Annotated in this window: 14 protein-coding genes; 9 read left to right on the top strand and 5 right to left on the bottom strand. The window is 38.5% G+C overall.

The window, feature by feature from the left end:
• Nucleotides 1-997 precede the first annotated feature (997 nt).
• The 7 genes from ACFGVR_RS14830 to ACFGVR_RS14860 all read left to right on the top strand — a co-directional run bounded on the left by ACFGVR_RS14830 (nt 998) and on the right by ACFGVR_RS14860 (nt 11,040).
• Nucleotides 998-2,704 carry a carbamoyltransferase N-terminal domain-containing protein gene (locus tag ACFGVR_RS14830; RefSeq protein WP_448698095.1) on the top strand — a complete coding sequence of 569 codons (1,707 nt, stop codon included), beginning with the start codon at nt 998-1,000 and terminating at the stop codon, nt 2,702-2,704.
• Complete coding sequence (locus tag ACFGVR_RS14835; RefSeq protein ID WP_448698096.1) at nt 2,682-3,143, top strand: hypothetical protein; 462 nt, start codon at nt 2,682-2,684, stop codon at nt 3,141-3,143. Before ACFGVR_RS14830 ends, ACFGVR_RS14835 begins: the two co-directional genes overlap by 23 nt.
• A gap of 3 nt (nt 3,144-3,146) precedes the next feature.
• Nucleotides 3,147-4,433 carry a hypothetical protein gene (locus tag ACFGVR_RS14840; protein ID WP_448698097.1) on the top strand — a complete coding sequence of 429 codons (1,287 nt, stop codon included), beginning with the start codon at nt 3,147-3,149 and terminating at the stop codon, nt 4,431-4,433.
• A gap of 9 nt (nt 4,434-4,442) precedes the next feature.
• Nucleotides 4,443-6,239: a biosynthetic peptidoglycan transglycosylase gene (locus ACFGVR_RS14845; RefSeq protein ID WP_448698098.1), complete on the top strand. Its 1,797-nt coding sequence runs from the start codon at nt 4,443-4,445 to the stop codon at nt 6,237-6,239.
• A gap of 230 nt (nt 6,240-6,469) precedes the next feature.
• Nucleotides 6,470-8,026 (top strand): vitamin K epoxide reductase family protein, encoded by a 1,557-nt coding sequence (locus ACFGVR_RS14850; protein ID WP_448698099.1) that lies wholly within the window; start codon nt 6,470-6,472, stop codon nt 8,024-8,026.
• Between the two features lie 358 nt (nt 8,027-8,384).
• On the top strand, nt 8,385-10,541 hold the full coding sequence (locus ACFGVR_RS14855) for a peptidase domain-containing ABC transporter (protein WP_448698100.1): 2,157 nt from the start codon (nt 8,385-8,387) through the stop codon (nt 10,539-10,541).
• A 25-nt stretch (nt 10,542-10,566) separates the two neighbouring features.
• On the top strand, nt 10,567-11,040 hold the full coding sequence (locus ACFGVR_RS14860; RefSeq protein WP_448698101.1) for a hypothetical protein: 474 nt from the start codon (nt 10,567-10,569) through the stop codon (nt 11,038-11,040).
• A gap of 94 nt (nt 11,041-11,134) precedes the next feature.
• On the opposite strand, the gene ACFGVR_RS14865 is transcribed toward ACFGVR_RS14860, so the two are convergent.
• From ACFGVR_RS14865 to ACFGVR_RS14875, 3 genes are all read right to left on the bottom strand, one after another.
• A complete protein-coding gene (locus ACFGVR_RS14865; protein WP_448698102.1) occupies nt 11,135-11,959 on the bottom strand; it encodes a hypothetical protein in 825 nt (274 codons plus the stop codon).
• 326 nt (nt 11,960-12,285) lie between these two features.
• Nucleotides 12,286-13,161 carry a YDG/SRA domain-containing protein gene (locus ACFGVR_RS14870; protein ID WP_448698103.1) on the bottom strand — a complete coding sequence of 292 codons (876 nt, stop codon included), beginning with the start codon at nt 13,159-13,161 and terminating at the stop codon, nt 12,286-12,288.
• Complete coding sequence (locus ACFGVR_RS14875; RefSeq protein ID WP_448698104.1) at nt 13,158-13,541, bottom strand: (deoxy)nucleoside triphosphate pyrophosphohydrolase; 384 nt, start codon at nt 13,539-13,541, stop codon at nt 13,158-13,160. The genes ACFGVR_RS14870 and ACFGVR_RS14875 overlap by 4 nt, the downstream gene beginning before the upstream one ends.
• Nucleotides 13,542-13,944: 403 nt before the next feature.
• Between ACFGVR_RS14875 and ACFGVR_RS14880 the strand changes: the two genes are divergently transcribed.
• Complete coding sequence (locus ACFGVR_RS14880) at nt 13,945-14,412, top strand: hypothetical protein (protein WP_448698105.1); 468 nt, start codon at nt 13,945-13,947, stop codon at nt 14,410-14,412.
• Nucleotides 14,413-14,591: 179 nt separating this feature from the next.
• The gene (locus ACFGVR_RS14885; RefSeq protein ID WP_448698106.1) at nt 14,592-14,864 is read left to right on the top strand and encodes a GIY-YIG nuclease family protein; all 273 of its coding nucleotides are present in this window, start codon (nt 14,592-14,594) and stop codon (nt 14,862-14,864) included.
• A 70-nt stretch (nt 14,865-14,934) separates the two neighbouring features.
• Here ACFGVR_RS14885 and ACFGVR_RS14890 read toward each other — a convergent pair whose 3' ends face one another.
• Both ACFGVR_RS14890 and ACFGVR_RS14895 read right to left on the bottom strand, forming a co-directional pair.
• Nucleotides 14,935-15,330, bottom strand: coding sequence for a hypothetical protein (locus tag ACFGVR_RS14890; protein WP_448698107.1), 396 nt, complete (start codon nt 15,328-15,330; stop codon nt 14,935-14,937).
• A gap of 37 nt (nt 15,331-15,367) precedes the next feature.
• A complete protein-coding gene (locus tag ACFGVR_RS14895) occupies nt 15,368-15,631 on the bottom strand; it encodes a hypothetical protein (protein ID WP_448698108.1) in 264 nt (87 codons plus the stop codon).
• Nucleotides 15,632-16,136: the final 505 nt, after the last annotated feature.

Below are 16,136 nucleotides of genomic sequence, written 5' to 3' on the forward strand. Positions count from 1 at the left end.
AATTGGCTGTAAATCAGTCAAAATAGCTAATTACCGGCATTTTTTCTATTTGCTTTTCTCGTGATACTTTGTTATAAACAAGTCTAACCGTTTCTAAACGTTTGTTCAAACAGGAAGCCATGACTTTAACAGCTACCGATAAAAGAATATGCCATATTTGCCGTTTATTCGTAAGGTTTTGAATTTCAAACTATTGATTTTCGGTTGTCTGTTTGTCTGTGCTGATGCGAATATATCCGCAGTTCATGTTGAATAATTTATTACTGATTTAATTTATATTAGAATAAGACAAGTATAATAAGACAAGTATAAATTAAGCTTGCCGTGTATTTAACTACGATAGGTATATAATAAAAACAATGAGCAATTTTATTAGACAGTCAGTTACCACGCAGGGGGCCTTAAACCAGACGGCGGTTGGTTTATACTTTCACCGTTAGAGGTAAACATAAAAAACAAAATTGAAGCGGCAGGAACTTACTTTAAAAGATTGAGATATAGAACGGAATACTGTTCCAATCATTACACCCTACTATCATACCTGCTACTCAAATTATCAAATAATGATCTTAGTGAAGATTCCTTTTTATAACTTGTGTTTTTCAAATTAATTCTCAATATTTGAAATAACGAAAGTTTAACCTATGCTTATCTATGACAATTTACTTTCCTCAAAATCAAGCCTCTATCGCTATTTAGTGACGTATTGGCATGGCGCGAAGATTCAGATATTATTTCAATAATTGTACGGTGCTAGGGATGTGATTTATTTGCCATGTAGCCTATTGATCAAAGATTTGCAATGACAATGACTAAACTGTTTCTGATCTTCCATGGGTTTTTGATCAACACAGTAAGCGATCATGCGAATTAAAGGACCCGCTTAAGATATTGCCAAGAACAACGAAATGATTGGTTAATTATACGTTGTTAAAAAATTAATATATAATAAGCATTTAAATCAATCAATTAGTTTTCCGATTAAAGGTAATTTCTTATGATTATTTGTGGCCTTAAATTAACGCACGATGCTGGCGTTGCACTTATAGACAATGGCAAATTAATATTTTCCATTGAATTGGAAAAGTTAGATAACAATCCAAGATATTGCACCTTTTCCCGAAAATTTCACATTATTGAATTGTTATTAAATGAGTATGGTTATACTGTAGATGAGGTGGATAGTTTCGCTATTGACGGGTGGAACGACGGCTACGAACATCTGCAGTTTTTCAATCAAAAAATCATCAAATTCAAACTAAACGGCTACGATCCTATCACGGGTGGAAAATCCGTTCTAGACCGCCAGAATTATGAAATAGAAAACTGCCTTTTTTTAAATTACAACTCCTATCAACACATTAGTAGTCACATAGTCGGAAGTTACTGTACAAGTAGCTTTGCGAAACAACAACAGAGCGCATTTATCATGGTTTGGGACGGCGCCATAGGTGCTCAACTTTACTATTTTGACGCCTCGGTCAATAAATTCCTGGCTCTGGGCTGGATTCATTATTTCTACGGTGCCTGTTATGCGGAGTTCGCAAATAAATTTCCGCCCTTCTCCAAATATGATTTGTATGACATGGCGGTACCCGGAAAATTGATGGCCTACATCGGCTCTGGCGTAGTCGACCATATTTTATTGGAGAACTTTAAAAAAATCTACTTGCACTTGAAAAAACAGTATCATTCAAGATTCGATAATGACTGTCGACGTTTCTCCAAGGAATTTCAAGCTTTGGCTTTTGAAGCGAGTAAACACATTTTGAATCCCGAAAACATATTAGCGACTTATCATGAGTTTTTATCCCACACAACTGTAACCGAGCTAACCAGTTTGATTGAGTGCTATCCTCAATTCACCAAGAATTTATGTTACGCCGGTGGGTGTGCACTCAACATCAAATGGAACAGCGCAATAAGGTCCAGTAATTTATTTACAGAAATTTGGATACCTCCCTTCCCCAATGACAGTGGCAGCGCGCTTGGTACAGCATGTTGTGAAATGGTACTTCTTGAAAACAGACTTAACCTACAATGGGATACATATAGTGGCCGAGACTTAGAAAAAAATGTTGTGCTTGACAATAAATGGAATCAAATTTCATGTTCTATGAGTTTCTTGGCTAATGTTATGTACTTGACTAACCAACCAGTGGTGTTTCTAAACGGAAGAGCGGAACTTGGCCCCAGGGCATTAGGCAACAGAAGCATTCTGGCCTCTCCCGTTACAGCGGAAATGAAGGCAAAATTAAATACTATCAAGTTAAGGGAACCTTATAGGCCTGTAGCGCCTATTTGTCTTGAAGAATTTGCCGAAACTTATTTTACCCCAGGGAGCAGTGACCCTCTAATGCTGTTTGACCACGTCGTGAGGGAAGAAAAAAAACACCTTATACCCGCCGTCCTGCACCTTGATGGCACCGCTCGCGTCCAAACTGTCAACGAGCATCAAAATAGGCTACTCTTCCAACTACTCTCAGCTTTTCACGAGATATCAGGAATTCCTTTATTATGTAATACCAGCGCTAACATGAACGGTAAAGGTTTTTTTCCTGACGTGGTAAGTGCCATTAAGTGGGGAAAATGTAATATCATCTGGTCTGACGATGTGCTTTACATAAAAAAATCAAGTACATGCTGCAAACTTATCCTTCAATTGGAAAACACTTTTAAAAATGAGAACCATGCAATCAGGTAAAAAATGGAGACTGGCTAAAAGCATTTTAATACTTTATTCGGAAATCAACGGTGCCGCACCTCATCGGAATCTTAGTTCGGATGGAATGATCGGCGACAGCAATCATGAGCGAACAGAATCAGACCATAACCCTTGGGCATTCGATCTGGTCACCAATCGCGGAGTTGTTACCGCCCTCGATATAACGCATGACCCGCTGAATGGTTGCGACTGTAACGAAATTGCAAATGCACTAGAAAAAAGCATGGACCAACGCTTAAAATATGCGATCTGGAACAATAAGATTTTAAGTTATGGTGATGATAAAGAAATGCAACAACTGATGTGGCGGGAATATAAAGGTGCAAGCCCATATACCGACCATATACACATTTCAGTTGTGAGCGATTTAACAATAAGTGATTTGACATACCCCTGGAATCTTATGAAGACAGAATAGATTATGAAAGAGCGGATAGAAACATTTATCGTAAACCTTCCATCAAGAAAAGACCGAAAATTAAATATCCTGAAAGAATTTAATTTCAAGCCAGCATTCAATATCCACGTTGTTGAGGGGCAACAAAATCCAAACGGTAGCTTAGGTTTATGGAACACGCTGGTTCAAATCGTTGATATCGCCATAAAGCGTAATTTGGAGTATTTTTTGTTTTGTGAAGACGATCACATTTTCACTGAAATGTATGAAAAAACCGATATCTTCTCTTTCATCGAAGTTGCAAAAATAAGAAAAGGCGATTTGCTGCTTGGCGGGGTAAGCTATTTGACAACGGCTATCGAATTGGATGCTAACCTTTTCTGGATAGAAAAGTTTCACGGCCTTAATTTTTGTATATTTTTTAAACAGATCTTTCCAAGCATCAAAAATTATAATTTCAGGGAAAAAGATTCTGCAGATATTGTCTTATCAAAGCTATCGAAAAATAAATTCTTGATCTTTCCGTATATTTCTGTGCAGAAAGAATTTGGGTATTCAGATATCACGCAACGAAACGCAACGCCCGGAAAGGTCACTATGCTATTTCGTCAAAGTGCTGCAACTATAGACTTCTTGTCAAATACTTCAAAGACCTTAACGAACATTTCCCGCCGATGGCAAGAGCCGTTAAATTGGCCCAATATCCCTATCTATGTTTTGAATGATTGCGAGGCAAATCAAGAATCGTATAGAGAAATGATGCGCGAAAATGGCCTTGATTACAGACCATCAAAGATAGATTCAATAAGACCAAAAATGTCTGACTGGAAAAAAATACAATTGATTATAGCCGAATCAAAAACAGAGGATGTTATTATTATATCCAATCTAAATCATCAGTTTACTACGGATTATGACAAAGAATATCTCAAAAGAACCATCAAACAAGCTTTTACGAAAAATATCGATATCATTTCAGGAGGAGATTTTTATAGCAACCATCACATCATCCCCATAAGTGACGAATTGTATTGGGTGAATTCCTTTTCGTCTTCCCAATTTTTAATTGTCCTTAAAAGTGCTTTTTCTAAGATTCTGGCCAGTAAAAACGATTTCAGGGACTTGGCAGAAGCCATTACTGTTACCGATTTGCAGTCGTGCATTGTGTTTCCTTTTATTTCGACGATTAAATCTATGAAAGCCTCACCAACGTCCCTGGATGCCAATCACCAGTACTTTGCGGAGCAATCTTTTAAAAGATCCTCAGAAAGATTTGAAATGATACGTTCGGCCTACTCATTCACTGCCTGATTTCAATTTATGTCGAAGTTATCCTATTTAAAAGATCTGCTCCATATCTTTTATCTTATTATTTCAGCCCTATTCATTAGTAAGTTCCGAAGGGCGAAAACTACAATTTGGTCGGAGAGGAAATTAAATCATCTCCTAAAGAAGCGATTCAACATCCATGTTTACATCCATTCGGTAAAACTCAATTTTCACGGCGAGGTCAGGATTAAACGGGCTACGTTTTTCTTCAAAAATTCGAGACTGTCATTTTATAGAAGTGACTTTACGCTCGGACAAATAGCTTATTTACTTTTTATTCCCAATAAAGGAGCGGCGATCAATAACTTTAAAAAACTAATTGCAAAGGCTTTAGCCTATTCCTTTTCTTCTTCGTCGCAAAACGACATTTTTACAACTTTATCATTTGACAATATTACCACCACTTTTAAACAGTTAAAAACCGCGAAAAAGAAGGTGTCCGCCAAAGTGTGGCAGCAAAAGCTTTTCATCGAAAAAATGGTTTTTAAAAATGAGATGATGCAATTGGCCTGCAGTAGTGCCAAATTTTGTCCTGGCAATTTCAGCATAACGTTCTCTTATGTTTCATGCTTCCTCGCGAAAAATCCGTCAATAACCATATCGAATTCATTTCTGGGAAAATTCCTGATTAACCGCAATTTACGGGTTTGTGAACTAACCATCGACCTTAACGACTTTACCACACCTTCATCAACAAGTGTTTGCACAGCAAAATTCACAGCGAAAAATCTCATAACCCGCGATGCGCTCAATAAGGATTTCAGAATTGATGCTTTTGGCTTCGCTGCAACCCTAGATAGCGAAAGAAATCATTTGGAGTGTAATATTTATATAATGAATTATAGTAAGTGGACATTCCATCTTGATATACAATATTATAGTTCCGGACTTATAACGATGGATTTTAAAGGAGATAAGTTTGTTATTTACGATTTTATCGAAGTCATCGATGATTTAGTTTTCAAAGCATATTATAAAAAAATGTTTTCAGATATCAGCGTGGGTTTTAACGGCAAATTTGTTTTCGATTTTAATAATATCAATCAAGTACTTTTCGACTTTTCGTTCGATGGGAAATTCAATCGAATTGTTATTCCGGAAATCTGTAAGATTCAAAATGACTTCGGCTATATATTAGATTTACCGGATGGTAAGAAAAAACATTCTTTTCTCTCAAAGTCCAGCAAGAATTTCACCCCGATCGAATCCGTTCCGCAAATACTTAGAGACGTGGTCATCCTTAGCGAGGATAAATCATTTTTTGAACATCGAGGTATTAATCGCAATGCGATCGGAAAGGCAATACTTTACAATCTTTTCAAGAGGGCAGTAAAAAAGGGCGGCAGCACAATCACCATGCAGGTGGTCAAAAATATTTTTTTGACTAACGACCGCAAACTTTCCAGAAAAGTCGATGAGCTCATTGTAGCAAATTATATTGAAAACGATTTGTTAATAAGCAAAATGCGAATACTTGAGATTTACATGAACATTATACCGTTTGCGCCAAATGTTTTTGGAATAAAAGAAGGTGCAGCGTTCTATTTCGACAAAGATGTTAACACCCTAACGTTGGTAGAATGTATTGTCTTGTCTTATATCATTCCGCGGCCATTATATTTTATGTCCGCATTGTTGGAAAACTCAAGTCAGCTGAGAACCAATTTGCGGTCGCATATAATTATCACCGCTAACATCCTCAAGCGAAATTCCCATTATCAAATAGATGTCGCGGAGTTAATATCAAAACCTATAAAAATAAAAAAAATAAATCTTAACCTATTGTAAATAATTGAAATAATACTATTTTTGGATATTACTGAACCCTAACACATCTGATTATGACCAACCTACCGAAATACCCTTCCTTTCAACTTCAACTGATGTTTTGCACGCAGTCATCGAGGAATACCTCTCGTAAAACAATTATTTCCAATGAAATTTTTCTAAAGCCAATAGCTTAGAAATTGCTGAAATATTATTCGTAATTAAATTCGTTTATATTTTTTATTTTAACGATGGCTACCGATTATAAGGACGTTTCGCATGTAGTTAAAGAGACTCTACGCCTAATTGGAGTGGATGAAGATTTTCAGTTTCTTATTGGGGAGTTTCAAAAGCATCCCGAGGCGCCAAGTCTCTTATCCGTCTCTGATGTATTAACAGGCATTGGAATTCTGAACGAAGCATTGAGGGTGCCCTCAGAATCGTTGGTTGAATGCAAGTTTCCGTTAATTGCACAAACTAAAAATTATGATCAAAAATTTATTGTGATTTCCAGCATTTCCAATAACACCGTTTATTTTTCTTTTCGGAATAAACAAAGAAATATGCCCATAAGTAAATTTACAGATATTTTTATCGGGGTCGTAATTTCAATTCTTGGCCAAGATAGTATCTCTGAACCCAAGGCGGAGCCGGTTGTAAAGCAATTCAACTGGGCATTCAAGGCCGCTCAGATTTTGCTGGTGATTTCGGGTTTGTCCTTAGCGATAACTTATTCATACAAAAATTTCAATGTTAATTATTTTACTTTACTGATAATCACCCTGATGGGCTTTTTAGTAACGTTGGAACTTGTTTTGAAACCGTTTCGCGTGACAGAGGGATTTTTAGATAAACTTTGCAAGCTAAATGTCCAGCATGACTGCAAGACCACGATAGAATCAAAGTATGCACAACTCACCAATTGGCTCTCTTTAAGCGAGTTAGCATTTTTTTTCTTTAGCGGCTCCCTATTGGTCCTTTTGAGCGACATGGCGATGTCACAGTACATAAGTCTGTTGGAAGCACTATCCATTCTTAGCGTTCCATTTTTGTTTTACTCAGTTTTGATTCAAGGTTTTATAAAGCGTAGTTGGTGTTTAGTATGTTGTTTGCTTGTCGGCATCTTTACACTTGAGGTTGTATTTTTTATAGCGGTTGTCTCACCGGTTTTTACTCTTTCTTGCAAACCTTTATTGATTTTTTGTTTACCGGCTCTTCTCTGGTTGTCGTTAAAACCCTTTTTTCAAAAGGTAAAATTCTATAGAGAATCAATTAAAAATCACAATAAAATCAAGCTTCACAGAGACTCGTTTGAGAATATTTTCTACAACGATTCAACCATGAATTTCAGTGATATCGGCGTAATTATTGGAGATAAGAGTAGCCAAACCTGTTTAACAATTGTAACGAGTCCTGTTTGTGCCCCTTGTAAAGAAGTTCACCTCGAATTCGAACAATGGCTGCGATGGAATAAAAACTTAAAAATTCAATTGATATTCTACGCAGATATTGAAAATCAAAGTCTAAAATTTAAGGTTGTCAGACATCTCGTTGCCATGGCCCGTGATCAATCTGAAAATGTCTATGAGGCTTTAACATCATGGTTTTCGAATACGAACCAATCTGTTGAAGATTGGAAAGAACGATATCCGACGGAATATATAAAAGATGATTTACTGAAAATCGAGGAACAACAAAAATGGTGTAAAACAAACAAAATTTCTGGGACGCCAACTGTTTTTTTGAATCAAGTTCGACTCCCAAGAATTTATCAATTCAAAGATTTAAAATACCTTTTATATAAATAAAATACTTTGTGCACACAAGTAAAGGAGCATGCACTTTGATAATATATGCCGTTGTATGACCTACGAAAATGGCCACCTTAAATCTATAGAAATATGAAAAATTCTAATTTTGAAAGCCTTACTCGCGATCAATTAAGACAAATTGAAGGAGGAACGGGTGATTACGGATGTTTTAACCAATGTTGGAACGGATGCATAGATGAATGTGATCCTGGTGAATTGCCAGACGGCTCACCTGCCTATGATTGCATCGGTGCTTGCGGAGACGCTTGTTCCGAGGCCTGCGGTTTCTAAATAAAACGGGCCCTTCCGGGCCTGTTTTATTTTAAAACGTTAATTTAATATGGATTTTCTATAAATGTTTAAACTATTTTATCAGCACGATTTAAAAGACTGTGGACCGGCATGCCTAAGAATGGTATCCTACTTTTATGGATTAAAACTTTCGAACATCAAAATCCAGGCCCTGTGTGAAACAACAAAGGGAGGAACTACAATGTTAGATTTGAAAAATGCCGCTGAAAAGTTAGATTTCATTGCGGAAGGTTTTAAACTAAAAATTTCTGATTTAGCAGATGTCAATTTACCATGTGTATTATATACAAATTCTAAGCACTATTCAGTATTGTATAAAATAAAAAAAAACAGGTATTACATCGCTGACCCGGCTAAGGGCCGACTCTGCTTAGATTATCACCATATCAACCATTATTGGTCAGCAAATGCAAAAAGCGACGAAGGGTTCGTATTGGAACTTTATCCGTCCGATAATTTCAAAAAATCCCCATCTCGATCGCAGTCGGGATCGTGGTTAAACATTTTCAAATATTTTTCATCGTATAAACAGCTTGTTCTGCAACTAATTTTAGGATTGGTGCTAGGGAATGTTCTGATGCTGGCGGTACCATTCCTGACCAAATCCGTAGTAGACATTGGTATTCATCAACACAATTTAGATTTTGTAGAATTAATTCTGGCTGGACAACTTTTTTTGATTATTAGCAGAGTTGTTATTGGTTTTATCCGATCCTGGGTGCTACTTCAAATCAGTACAAGAGTTAATTTGTCCATTTTGCGCGATTTTTTGATTAAACTGATGGATCTACCAATGAGCTTTTTTGACGCTAAACACATTGGAGACATCATCCAGCGAATGAACGATCAAAAAAAAATCCAAAGCTTTTTGACTGGATCTGCGCTAAATACCTTCTTCGCGATTTTTACCATTCTATTTTACTCTGTTACACTTTACTTCTACAATAAAAAGATTTTTTTGATCATCATGGTGATCAATATTATATACTTTTTGTGGGTGATACTATTTTTAAAACCGCGCCGCAGGCTAAATATTGAAGGATTTTCATTATCGGCCAGAAATCAAAGTGCTGTTATTCAATTATTGAATGGGATTCAGGAAATTAAATTGAACAACTGCGAACAACAACAACGGCATGAATGGGAAAAAATTCAGCTTTCGTTATTTAATGTAGAAACAAAATCGTTAAAACTTAATCAGTGGCAACAAGCTGGTGTTACATTGCTAAGCCAAGGTAAAGATATTTTGATTATTTACTTTAGCGCGTCCGCGGTTATCAGCGGCAATATGACGTTAGGTGCTATGATTGCGATACAATACATGGTGGCACAATTGAGTAATCCTGTCGAACAAATTTTTGGGTTTTTGCAAACGTTTCAAGATGCAAAAATTAGTTTGGAAAGGATGAGCGAAATACGAGCTCTTGAAGATGAAGTTCCATTTAAGAAACTCAGCTTATCTGTACCGGCCCGAAATGACGTGGTTATTAAGAATCTTAGTTTTAAATATGGTGGCGGTCAAAACAGTTTTGTGTTAAAAAATATCAACTTGAAAATCCCACAAGGCAAAACGACTGCCATAGTTGGCATGAGTGGGAGTGGGAAAACCACTTTAATTAAATTACTTTTGAGATATTATAAGGCGAATGATGGAGAAGTTTATGTAGGTGACTATGATATCAACGCAATCAATTTAACATCATGGCGCGCAAAATGTGGCGTTGTCTTACAGGATGGATTTATCTTTTCAACTTCAATCGAAAGAAATATTGCTTTAGGCGAGAATGAAATAGATAATAATAAGATGATTAAAGCATTGTCCATGGCAAACTTAAACGAATTTGTTGATCAGCTCCCGTTGGGCGTTAAAACAATTATCGGTGCTGAAGGATCGGGGATAAGTCAGGGCCAGCGGCAAAGAATTCTCATCGCCAGGGCAGTTTATAAAGATCCGGAGTTTATCTTTTTTGATGAAGCAACAAACGCACTGGATTCAAATAACGAGTCAATAATAATGGAAAATCTAAAAGAGTTTTTTAAGGGACGAACAGTAATAATCGTAGCGCATAGAATGAGTACCGTTCGAGACGCGGATAATATTGTAGTTTTAAAAAATGGAAATGTGATAGAGCAGGGTAGTCACAATGAATTAATTGATTTAGAAAAAAATTACTACGCTCTCGTCAAAAATCAAATTTAGGCTAAGTTTTAAAGTGGAATTGGGAATGAAAAATCCAGGGTCTATAAGCTCATTGTTAAGTAAAAAAACACATTGGGTTGTTCGATGGGGTATAACGATTTATTTCTTTATCTTTATTATTATCGTTTTTGCTTTAAAATTATTTTATTATCCCTCGTATTTAGTAGCTCAGTTTCAAACCTTCACCGTACCCGGTCAATCTGAAACATTGTACGCAGAAATTAGAATACCTAGTGATCTCGCAAATAAAATATCCAGTAACTTGCCGCTAAATCTAAAATATGATACTGCTCGTTACAAAGAGTATGGCATCTTAAGAGGCAAAATTATCCAGATCTTTAAAAATGATAGAAAGGCTGCAACAATAACTTGCGTGGTTTCTTCTGAAAGGCAAAAAGTGAACGCGCCACCTTTTAAAACTTTCAAGATGTCAGGGACAACTGAATTGATCTTAAAACAAAAAACGTATTTTGATAAATTTGCAGAGATGTTTAAATGATGGCTTGCCTTACTGTTCATCTTTGTATCCATGCTATACGGTTACAGCCGGCATGCTTTAGGATACAAACCAGCAACGACTTCGATGAATCTGTTTAAGGGTGTTTCGCCAAAGTATACTGTCCCCAAAAATCTGTAGTCGCATATCTGGTCAGAAAACTACTAGCCAACCTCGTGTTAATTTCATCAATTTTTTCCTGTGGCATAGCAGCACCGTTGGGCGCACGCGCATTGGATATGGCAGGAACCTGTCCGATGTAATGTGATGGACCGCCGTTTAGTAGCACGTGATAAAAAAATGTTGTCGATGTTAATTTAAGGCGATCAAGTGGTATTGATAACTCGTATATAAATTCTTTCTTACTATCAAACAAGCCAACAGTTTTAATTTGATAGTCATTATAGATGGAGGCGAGACTGTCGATCCCATCGATACCAATTACCTTAATCGTTTTAGCAATGGCGGTAAATTTAGAATTGTTAACAACCATAATCGAGTCATTAAATTTTTCAGGGTCAGTAATTGGAGGGATATTCCCCTGACCCTTCAAATTAAAATTCGGTCTTATAGCACCTTCAAATATAGGATAACTGATACTTACAGTTTCTTTTTCGTTTTTATTATCCGTGTTTTGAATCACCAGAGTCAAACCTCCTGCTATTATTTTATACTTGATAATATCAGGGTCGGTGACTTTGGCTGTGAGATATAGATTCTTACTATCGTTACTGATAGTGTAAAATAAGCCTGTTGCATTATTATAAGCCTGAAATTTTCCGTCCCACTCCGACGTTTTACCATCAATTTTAATTGATGATGGTGCCCAAGCTGACATTTCTTGCTTATTTGGCAGTTTTTGAGCTTTTACCTGCAAGCATGTTGATATCAAAGCTAATAAGATTAAACTGAAGTATTTCATTGTAGATTATTATAAGGTTTTATCAAATATAATGATATTCAAGATAAGATATGATTTTGACAATGTTTTACAACCGCACTTTCAATAATTTTTTATTGGGAGCTCGGGCAACCAGGTAAGTTGGCAAGGGTTTGCTTGCCGGCTGACTTTGATGGATTCTTTCTTAAGAATGACTTTTGCTATTTCATAGTTTTTAATATTAAAAAAATAGATAATTGTGCGACGTGAGATAAATGTTTGTGTCTTTTAGTCAAAAAATTCGATGGCACACAATGCAAGAAAGCATAATGCACTTTGATTACATGAACAACAGTTGCGTATCAATTTTAGTGATTTATAAATATATGGGTTCTGTGATAATTTAAATTCTCCTGATCTAAAATATGGGAAGGATGCAACTGGACCAGGCCTGCCTCGGCTCCCAGAACTTCAAAATCCTGACTAATACTCAAGACACCTTTATCAAACATCACATGGTGATTAGGGCATAAGCATAACAAATTATCCGGTGTGTCTTGACCGTTGTGCGGCTTGCCCAAAGGTTTGATATGTGCGGCTTCTGCATAGCCAATTCCTTTGACACTAATACATATGCCGCATATTTGACAAGTATAATTATAAAGCTCTTTGAGTTCCCTGGAAAGTTTAGTATCACGAACAATGCGTAAGACAGTTGTCGCTTGCCGTTTAGATTCGAGATTACCCGATGGTAATACTGAATGAGTGGGGGCAATGTTCGTGTCCCGATTGATTTTTTGTAATCGGAAACGACAAATTAAAAATCCGTCTTTTCCTTTTTCTTCAAAGTGTTCGGTAACCGAATAAAGCCCTGCATAAACAAAACCTATTTTCGGGCTAAATGGAGAACGATGCTTATAACCCCTGGTGACCCGCACAGGTAAGCCGTGCATTTCACTAACAAGCAAGGCCTTGTTACCAGGACTTTCCCAGCTCTGATCTTTAATTTGCCGCCCGGTATTGGGATCATTACCACCATGACCAGTATAAATGATTTCATCACCAAGATCAAAATCATCCAAATAACCACCGTTGAGCACAATAGAAGCGGCTCCCTGCCGAGGGTTACCATCGATGCCTCCCATTAATACCTTATGTATTCCTGCTACAGTTAGTGCTTTTCGATTATTGAACGCATCTCCCTCTGAAAGTGCAGGTAAATCACCGAAAGTATAAGTCGTCATGATAACTGAAGATAAATAATAAAGGGAATATCCGCTGGCGCAAAAATGAAATCCTTTAATTGTTCACGCTTCACCCATTGGATTTCATCATGCACATTTAACTCGATCTGTCCGTTCAGGTAGTAGCAGTGGAAAGCTTGTAATCGGATCGAAATTTCCTTGTAATGATGAACGTTTTCCATGATAAAATGATTGACTTTGACTTCAATACCTAGTTCCTCCCTTAACTCCCTCACCAAACACTGTTCTGGTGTTTCTCCCACTTCGATTTTGCCTCCAGGAAATTCCCACAAGCCTGCCTGGGACTTATGATGAGCTCTCTTCGCAATGAGAATATCGTCCCCGTTATAAATTATACCTGCAACAACTGGTAGCATCATACACCAATATTAATGATTTAAATCTACGAGCCTTAAAAAAAGAAAAAAACAAATATGGCTTGTTGTTATGGTGTGGGAATGTGCGTAAACCTGAAAGGTTTTCCATATTTCCACGCCTCTTTTACCGTGGCGTAAAATTGTTCGGCGATAAAATGTATGATCATCAGTTACGCAGGCTCCGGTCTTAAGTTAGTGATTGCTACTACCGATAACACGCCTCGCGGGGCCGATATCCAATTTTAACGGCTCGTACTTTGGGCATTTTGACAATGGTGTAGATGTAGTTTTTAGGTCTCTGCATTCATGATGATAGGCGTGAGCAGACTTCCTTTTACAGATAAATACGGCGTCGGGTTTGAACTGAGCCATTAGCAAGCTCCCCTTATTGGCATTGTGTAACCAGATGCTGGCGGAGCATGAGTTGCGGGATATCGTGGCGATGGACATGGACGAGCTTTGCCGTTTCAAGGGTATCGGACCGGCCAAAGCTACTATACTGCTGGCAGCTGCGGAATTTACCCGGCGTCTGCGACCGGGCCATGTACTCCGGACTGAACAGGATCGCTACGAATACCTGAGAACGTTGCTGGATAACCAAAGCCAGCTGCAATATATCCTGCTGCTGATTTCTTCCCGTAAAGAACTGCTGGCTTTCAGTGAGGCAGGCAGCGTTCTGCCGGATATCGCCTGGATCACGCAACTGGCGACCGAAGCAGCTGCTGCTCGCGTCCTGCTTGGCCGGGATGGCTGGCTGGCATTCAGTAATGCCGAAGGCAGGTACCTGGTCGAACTACGTGCTGCCTGCGCCGCGCTAAATGTGGTGTGTGATGGTTTAATGGCCGTCGGGCGAGAGCATTTTAAAATGAGTTGAAATGAGTATCCAAGCCTAAATAAGGCCATATGCCAAGTTGATCAGGGGCCGGTCAGGATTTTATTTGTGCTTGTCCTTTCCATGAGACCAGTGAAAATTCCATGTGAATATTTCCCGCATCCAATTATTTTGCGTGTTCAGAGTGTGAACGGCAGGGCGACACCCGGGACCTAAGACGTATGTTAGCCGAGCAGCCACTGACCGGCCGACTGTGTGTCTATGTTTTGTTGTTGAAAAATGCTCATTTTTATGTGGGTATCACCGACAATTTGAAAAAAAGGATCAGCCAGCATTTCGCTGGTACCCGTGCGGTATGGACGAGAAAATACCATCCAATAAAAGTACTAGAAGTCATTCAAAATGCCTCTTTGCTGATCGAAACGAAATTTACCCGTGATTATATGAACCGTTATGGTAAGGACCGGTGCGTGGCGGGAAGTATTGCGGGTTAAAATATCACTAATTAAGATCTATAATATGTATTGTATACACTTAATTAACTGAATCAATTCAGGAGTATCATTAATTAAGCTGTAAGGCGGCGCAGCTCAGTGATTCTTGATTGATTTGGACTTTTATGCCCCGGTCGCTGTGGGGCGCGTCTTGCGTTTGAACGGAATGTGGTGCAAGTTTGCTGAAGTAGAGCACCTCGTCTTTGTAAAGGCCGCCGTCTGCTTTAATATAGCTGACTTTGACTTTTACGATATCAACAAGGTAATCAGAGTTATTAGTAACGGTGACGCGAAGGTCGGTGATGCCGCCAAACAGGCGGTTGACCATGTAGTTACTGCCCTCTACTTTGACTTGACTGTAAATATTATTACGCGCGGCGGTTAATATCTGCTGTTGTTCCCGTTGAGTCTCCTGCTGTTGCTGGTTGCGGAACCAAATAATACCGATAATGACGATGAAGGCCACGAGAACGATAGTGCGCCATCTTTTGGAAAAGCTGCGTTTAGGCTTCGTCAGTTGGTACCGCGTTGGGCGTAAAACGCGTCGCGGCTTGTTGAAAGCGAGTTTTGGTGATCGTCTGCGGCGCTTTTTCATAGTCGTCGATGAGTTCTTCGGGCAGGCGGATCAGGCCGTTGGAGAGTTTGACGGAGTAATCGAATTCATGCGTGTAGACGCTTTTGACATAGCTGCCCAATATGGGCGCGTAAGGTCGCAATCGGTCGAGGATAGCGACGATGGTCTGCATTTTTTCGTCAGGTTGTGACATGGCAATTGGTGATAATCGGTTGAATAGCTAAATTACATATTTTATAATATAATTTTAACCAAATAACCGACAGGAATGACCTGTCGGTCAAACCTGCCTTTTAACAGGGGTCTTGTCTCCAATGCGCCGGATTTTTCCGGTCCTGTAAGTGACGTTGCCTGGCGACATGCACTGGGCGGTAACCTTTATCGCAGGCGTACTTTTTTGCGTCTGCCTGGGTGGAAAAATTACGGCCGACTTCGGCTTCATCGACGATGACTACATAATGGGAGGTCACTGCATGTTCGCTGGAAGCATGAGGCCTGTGTTCTACATAAGCTGCTGACATGATTAAATTGATTTAAATTTAAGTGAATAATTGTTTAGCGCTTTTCACCCGGTTTGTGAATATGCGGTTTCAGGTCAGGGTGTTTGGGCGCGGTTGGTGGGTCGACACGTCTTCTTCTGTCGTCGTCTCCCTCTTTGGTCTTTGGTTTTGGACCCGGTTTGATTGCTTTGATTTGTT

Source organism: Mucilaginibacter aureus (assembly GCF_053514885.1).

What these genes read in the sequence shown, in the direction of transcription:
- ACFGVR_RS14830 (WP_448698095.1), top strand. Translation starts at nt 998, where the DNA reads ATGATTATTTGTGGCCTTAAATTAACGCACGATGCTGGCGTTGCACTT.
- ACFGVR_RS14835 (WP_448698096.1), top strand. Translation starts at nt 2,682, where the DNA reads ATGAGAACCATGCAATCAGGTAAAAAATGGAGACTGGCTAAAAGCATT.
- ACFGVR_RS14840 (WP_448698097.1), top strand. Translation starts at nt 3,147, where the DNA reads ATGAAAGAGCGGATAGAAACATTTATCGTAAACCTTCCATCAAGAAAA.
- ACFGVR_RS14845 (WP_448698098.1), top strand. Translation starts at nt 4,443, where the DNA reads ATGTCGAAGTTATCCTATTTAAAAGATCTGCTCCATATCTTTTATCTT.
- ACFGVR_RS14850 (WP_448698099.1), top strand. Translation starts at nt 6,470, where the DNA reads ATGGCTACCGATTATAAGGACGTTTCGCATGTAGTTAAAGAGACTCTA.
- ACFGVR_RS14855 (WP_448698100.1), top strand. Translation starts at nt 8,385, where the DNA reads ATGTTTAAACTATTTTATCAGCACGATTTAAAAGACTGTGGACCGGCA.
- ACFGVR_RS14860 (WP_448698101.1), top strand. Translation starts at nt 10,567, where the DNA reads ATGAAAAATCCAGGGTCTATAAGCTCATTGTTAAGTAAAAAAACACAT.
- ACFGVR_RS14865 (WP_448698102.1), bottom strand. Translation starts at nt 11,959, where the DNA reads ATGAAATACTTCAGTTTAATCTTATTAGCTTTGATATCAACATGCTTG.
- ACFGVR_RS14870 (WP_448698103.1), bottom strand. Translation starts at nt 13,161, where the DNA reads ATGACGACTTATACTTTCGGTGATTTACCTGCACTTTCAGAGGGAGAT.
- ACFGVR_RS14875 (WP_448698104.1), bottom strand. Translation starts at nt 13,541, where the DNA reads ATGATGCTACCAGTTGTTGCAGGTATAATTTATAACGGGGACGATATT.
- ACFGVR_RS14880 (WP_448698105.1), top strand. Translation starts at nt 13,945, where the DNA reads ATGCTGGCGGAGCATGAGTTGCGGGATATCGTGGCGATGGACATGGAC.
- ACFGVR_RS14885 (WP_448698106.1), top strand. Translation starts at nt 14,592, where the DNA reads ATGTTAGCCGAGCAGCCACTGACCGGCCGACTGTGTGTCTATGTTTTG.
- ACFGVR_RS14895 (WP_448698108.1), bottom strand. Translation starts at nt 15,631, where the DNA reads ATGTCACAACCTGACGAAAAAATGCAGACCATCGTCGCTATCCTCGAC.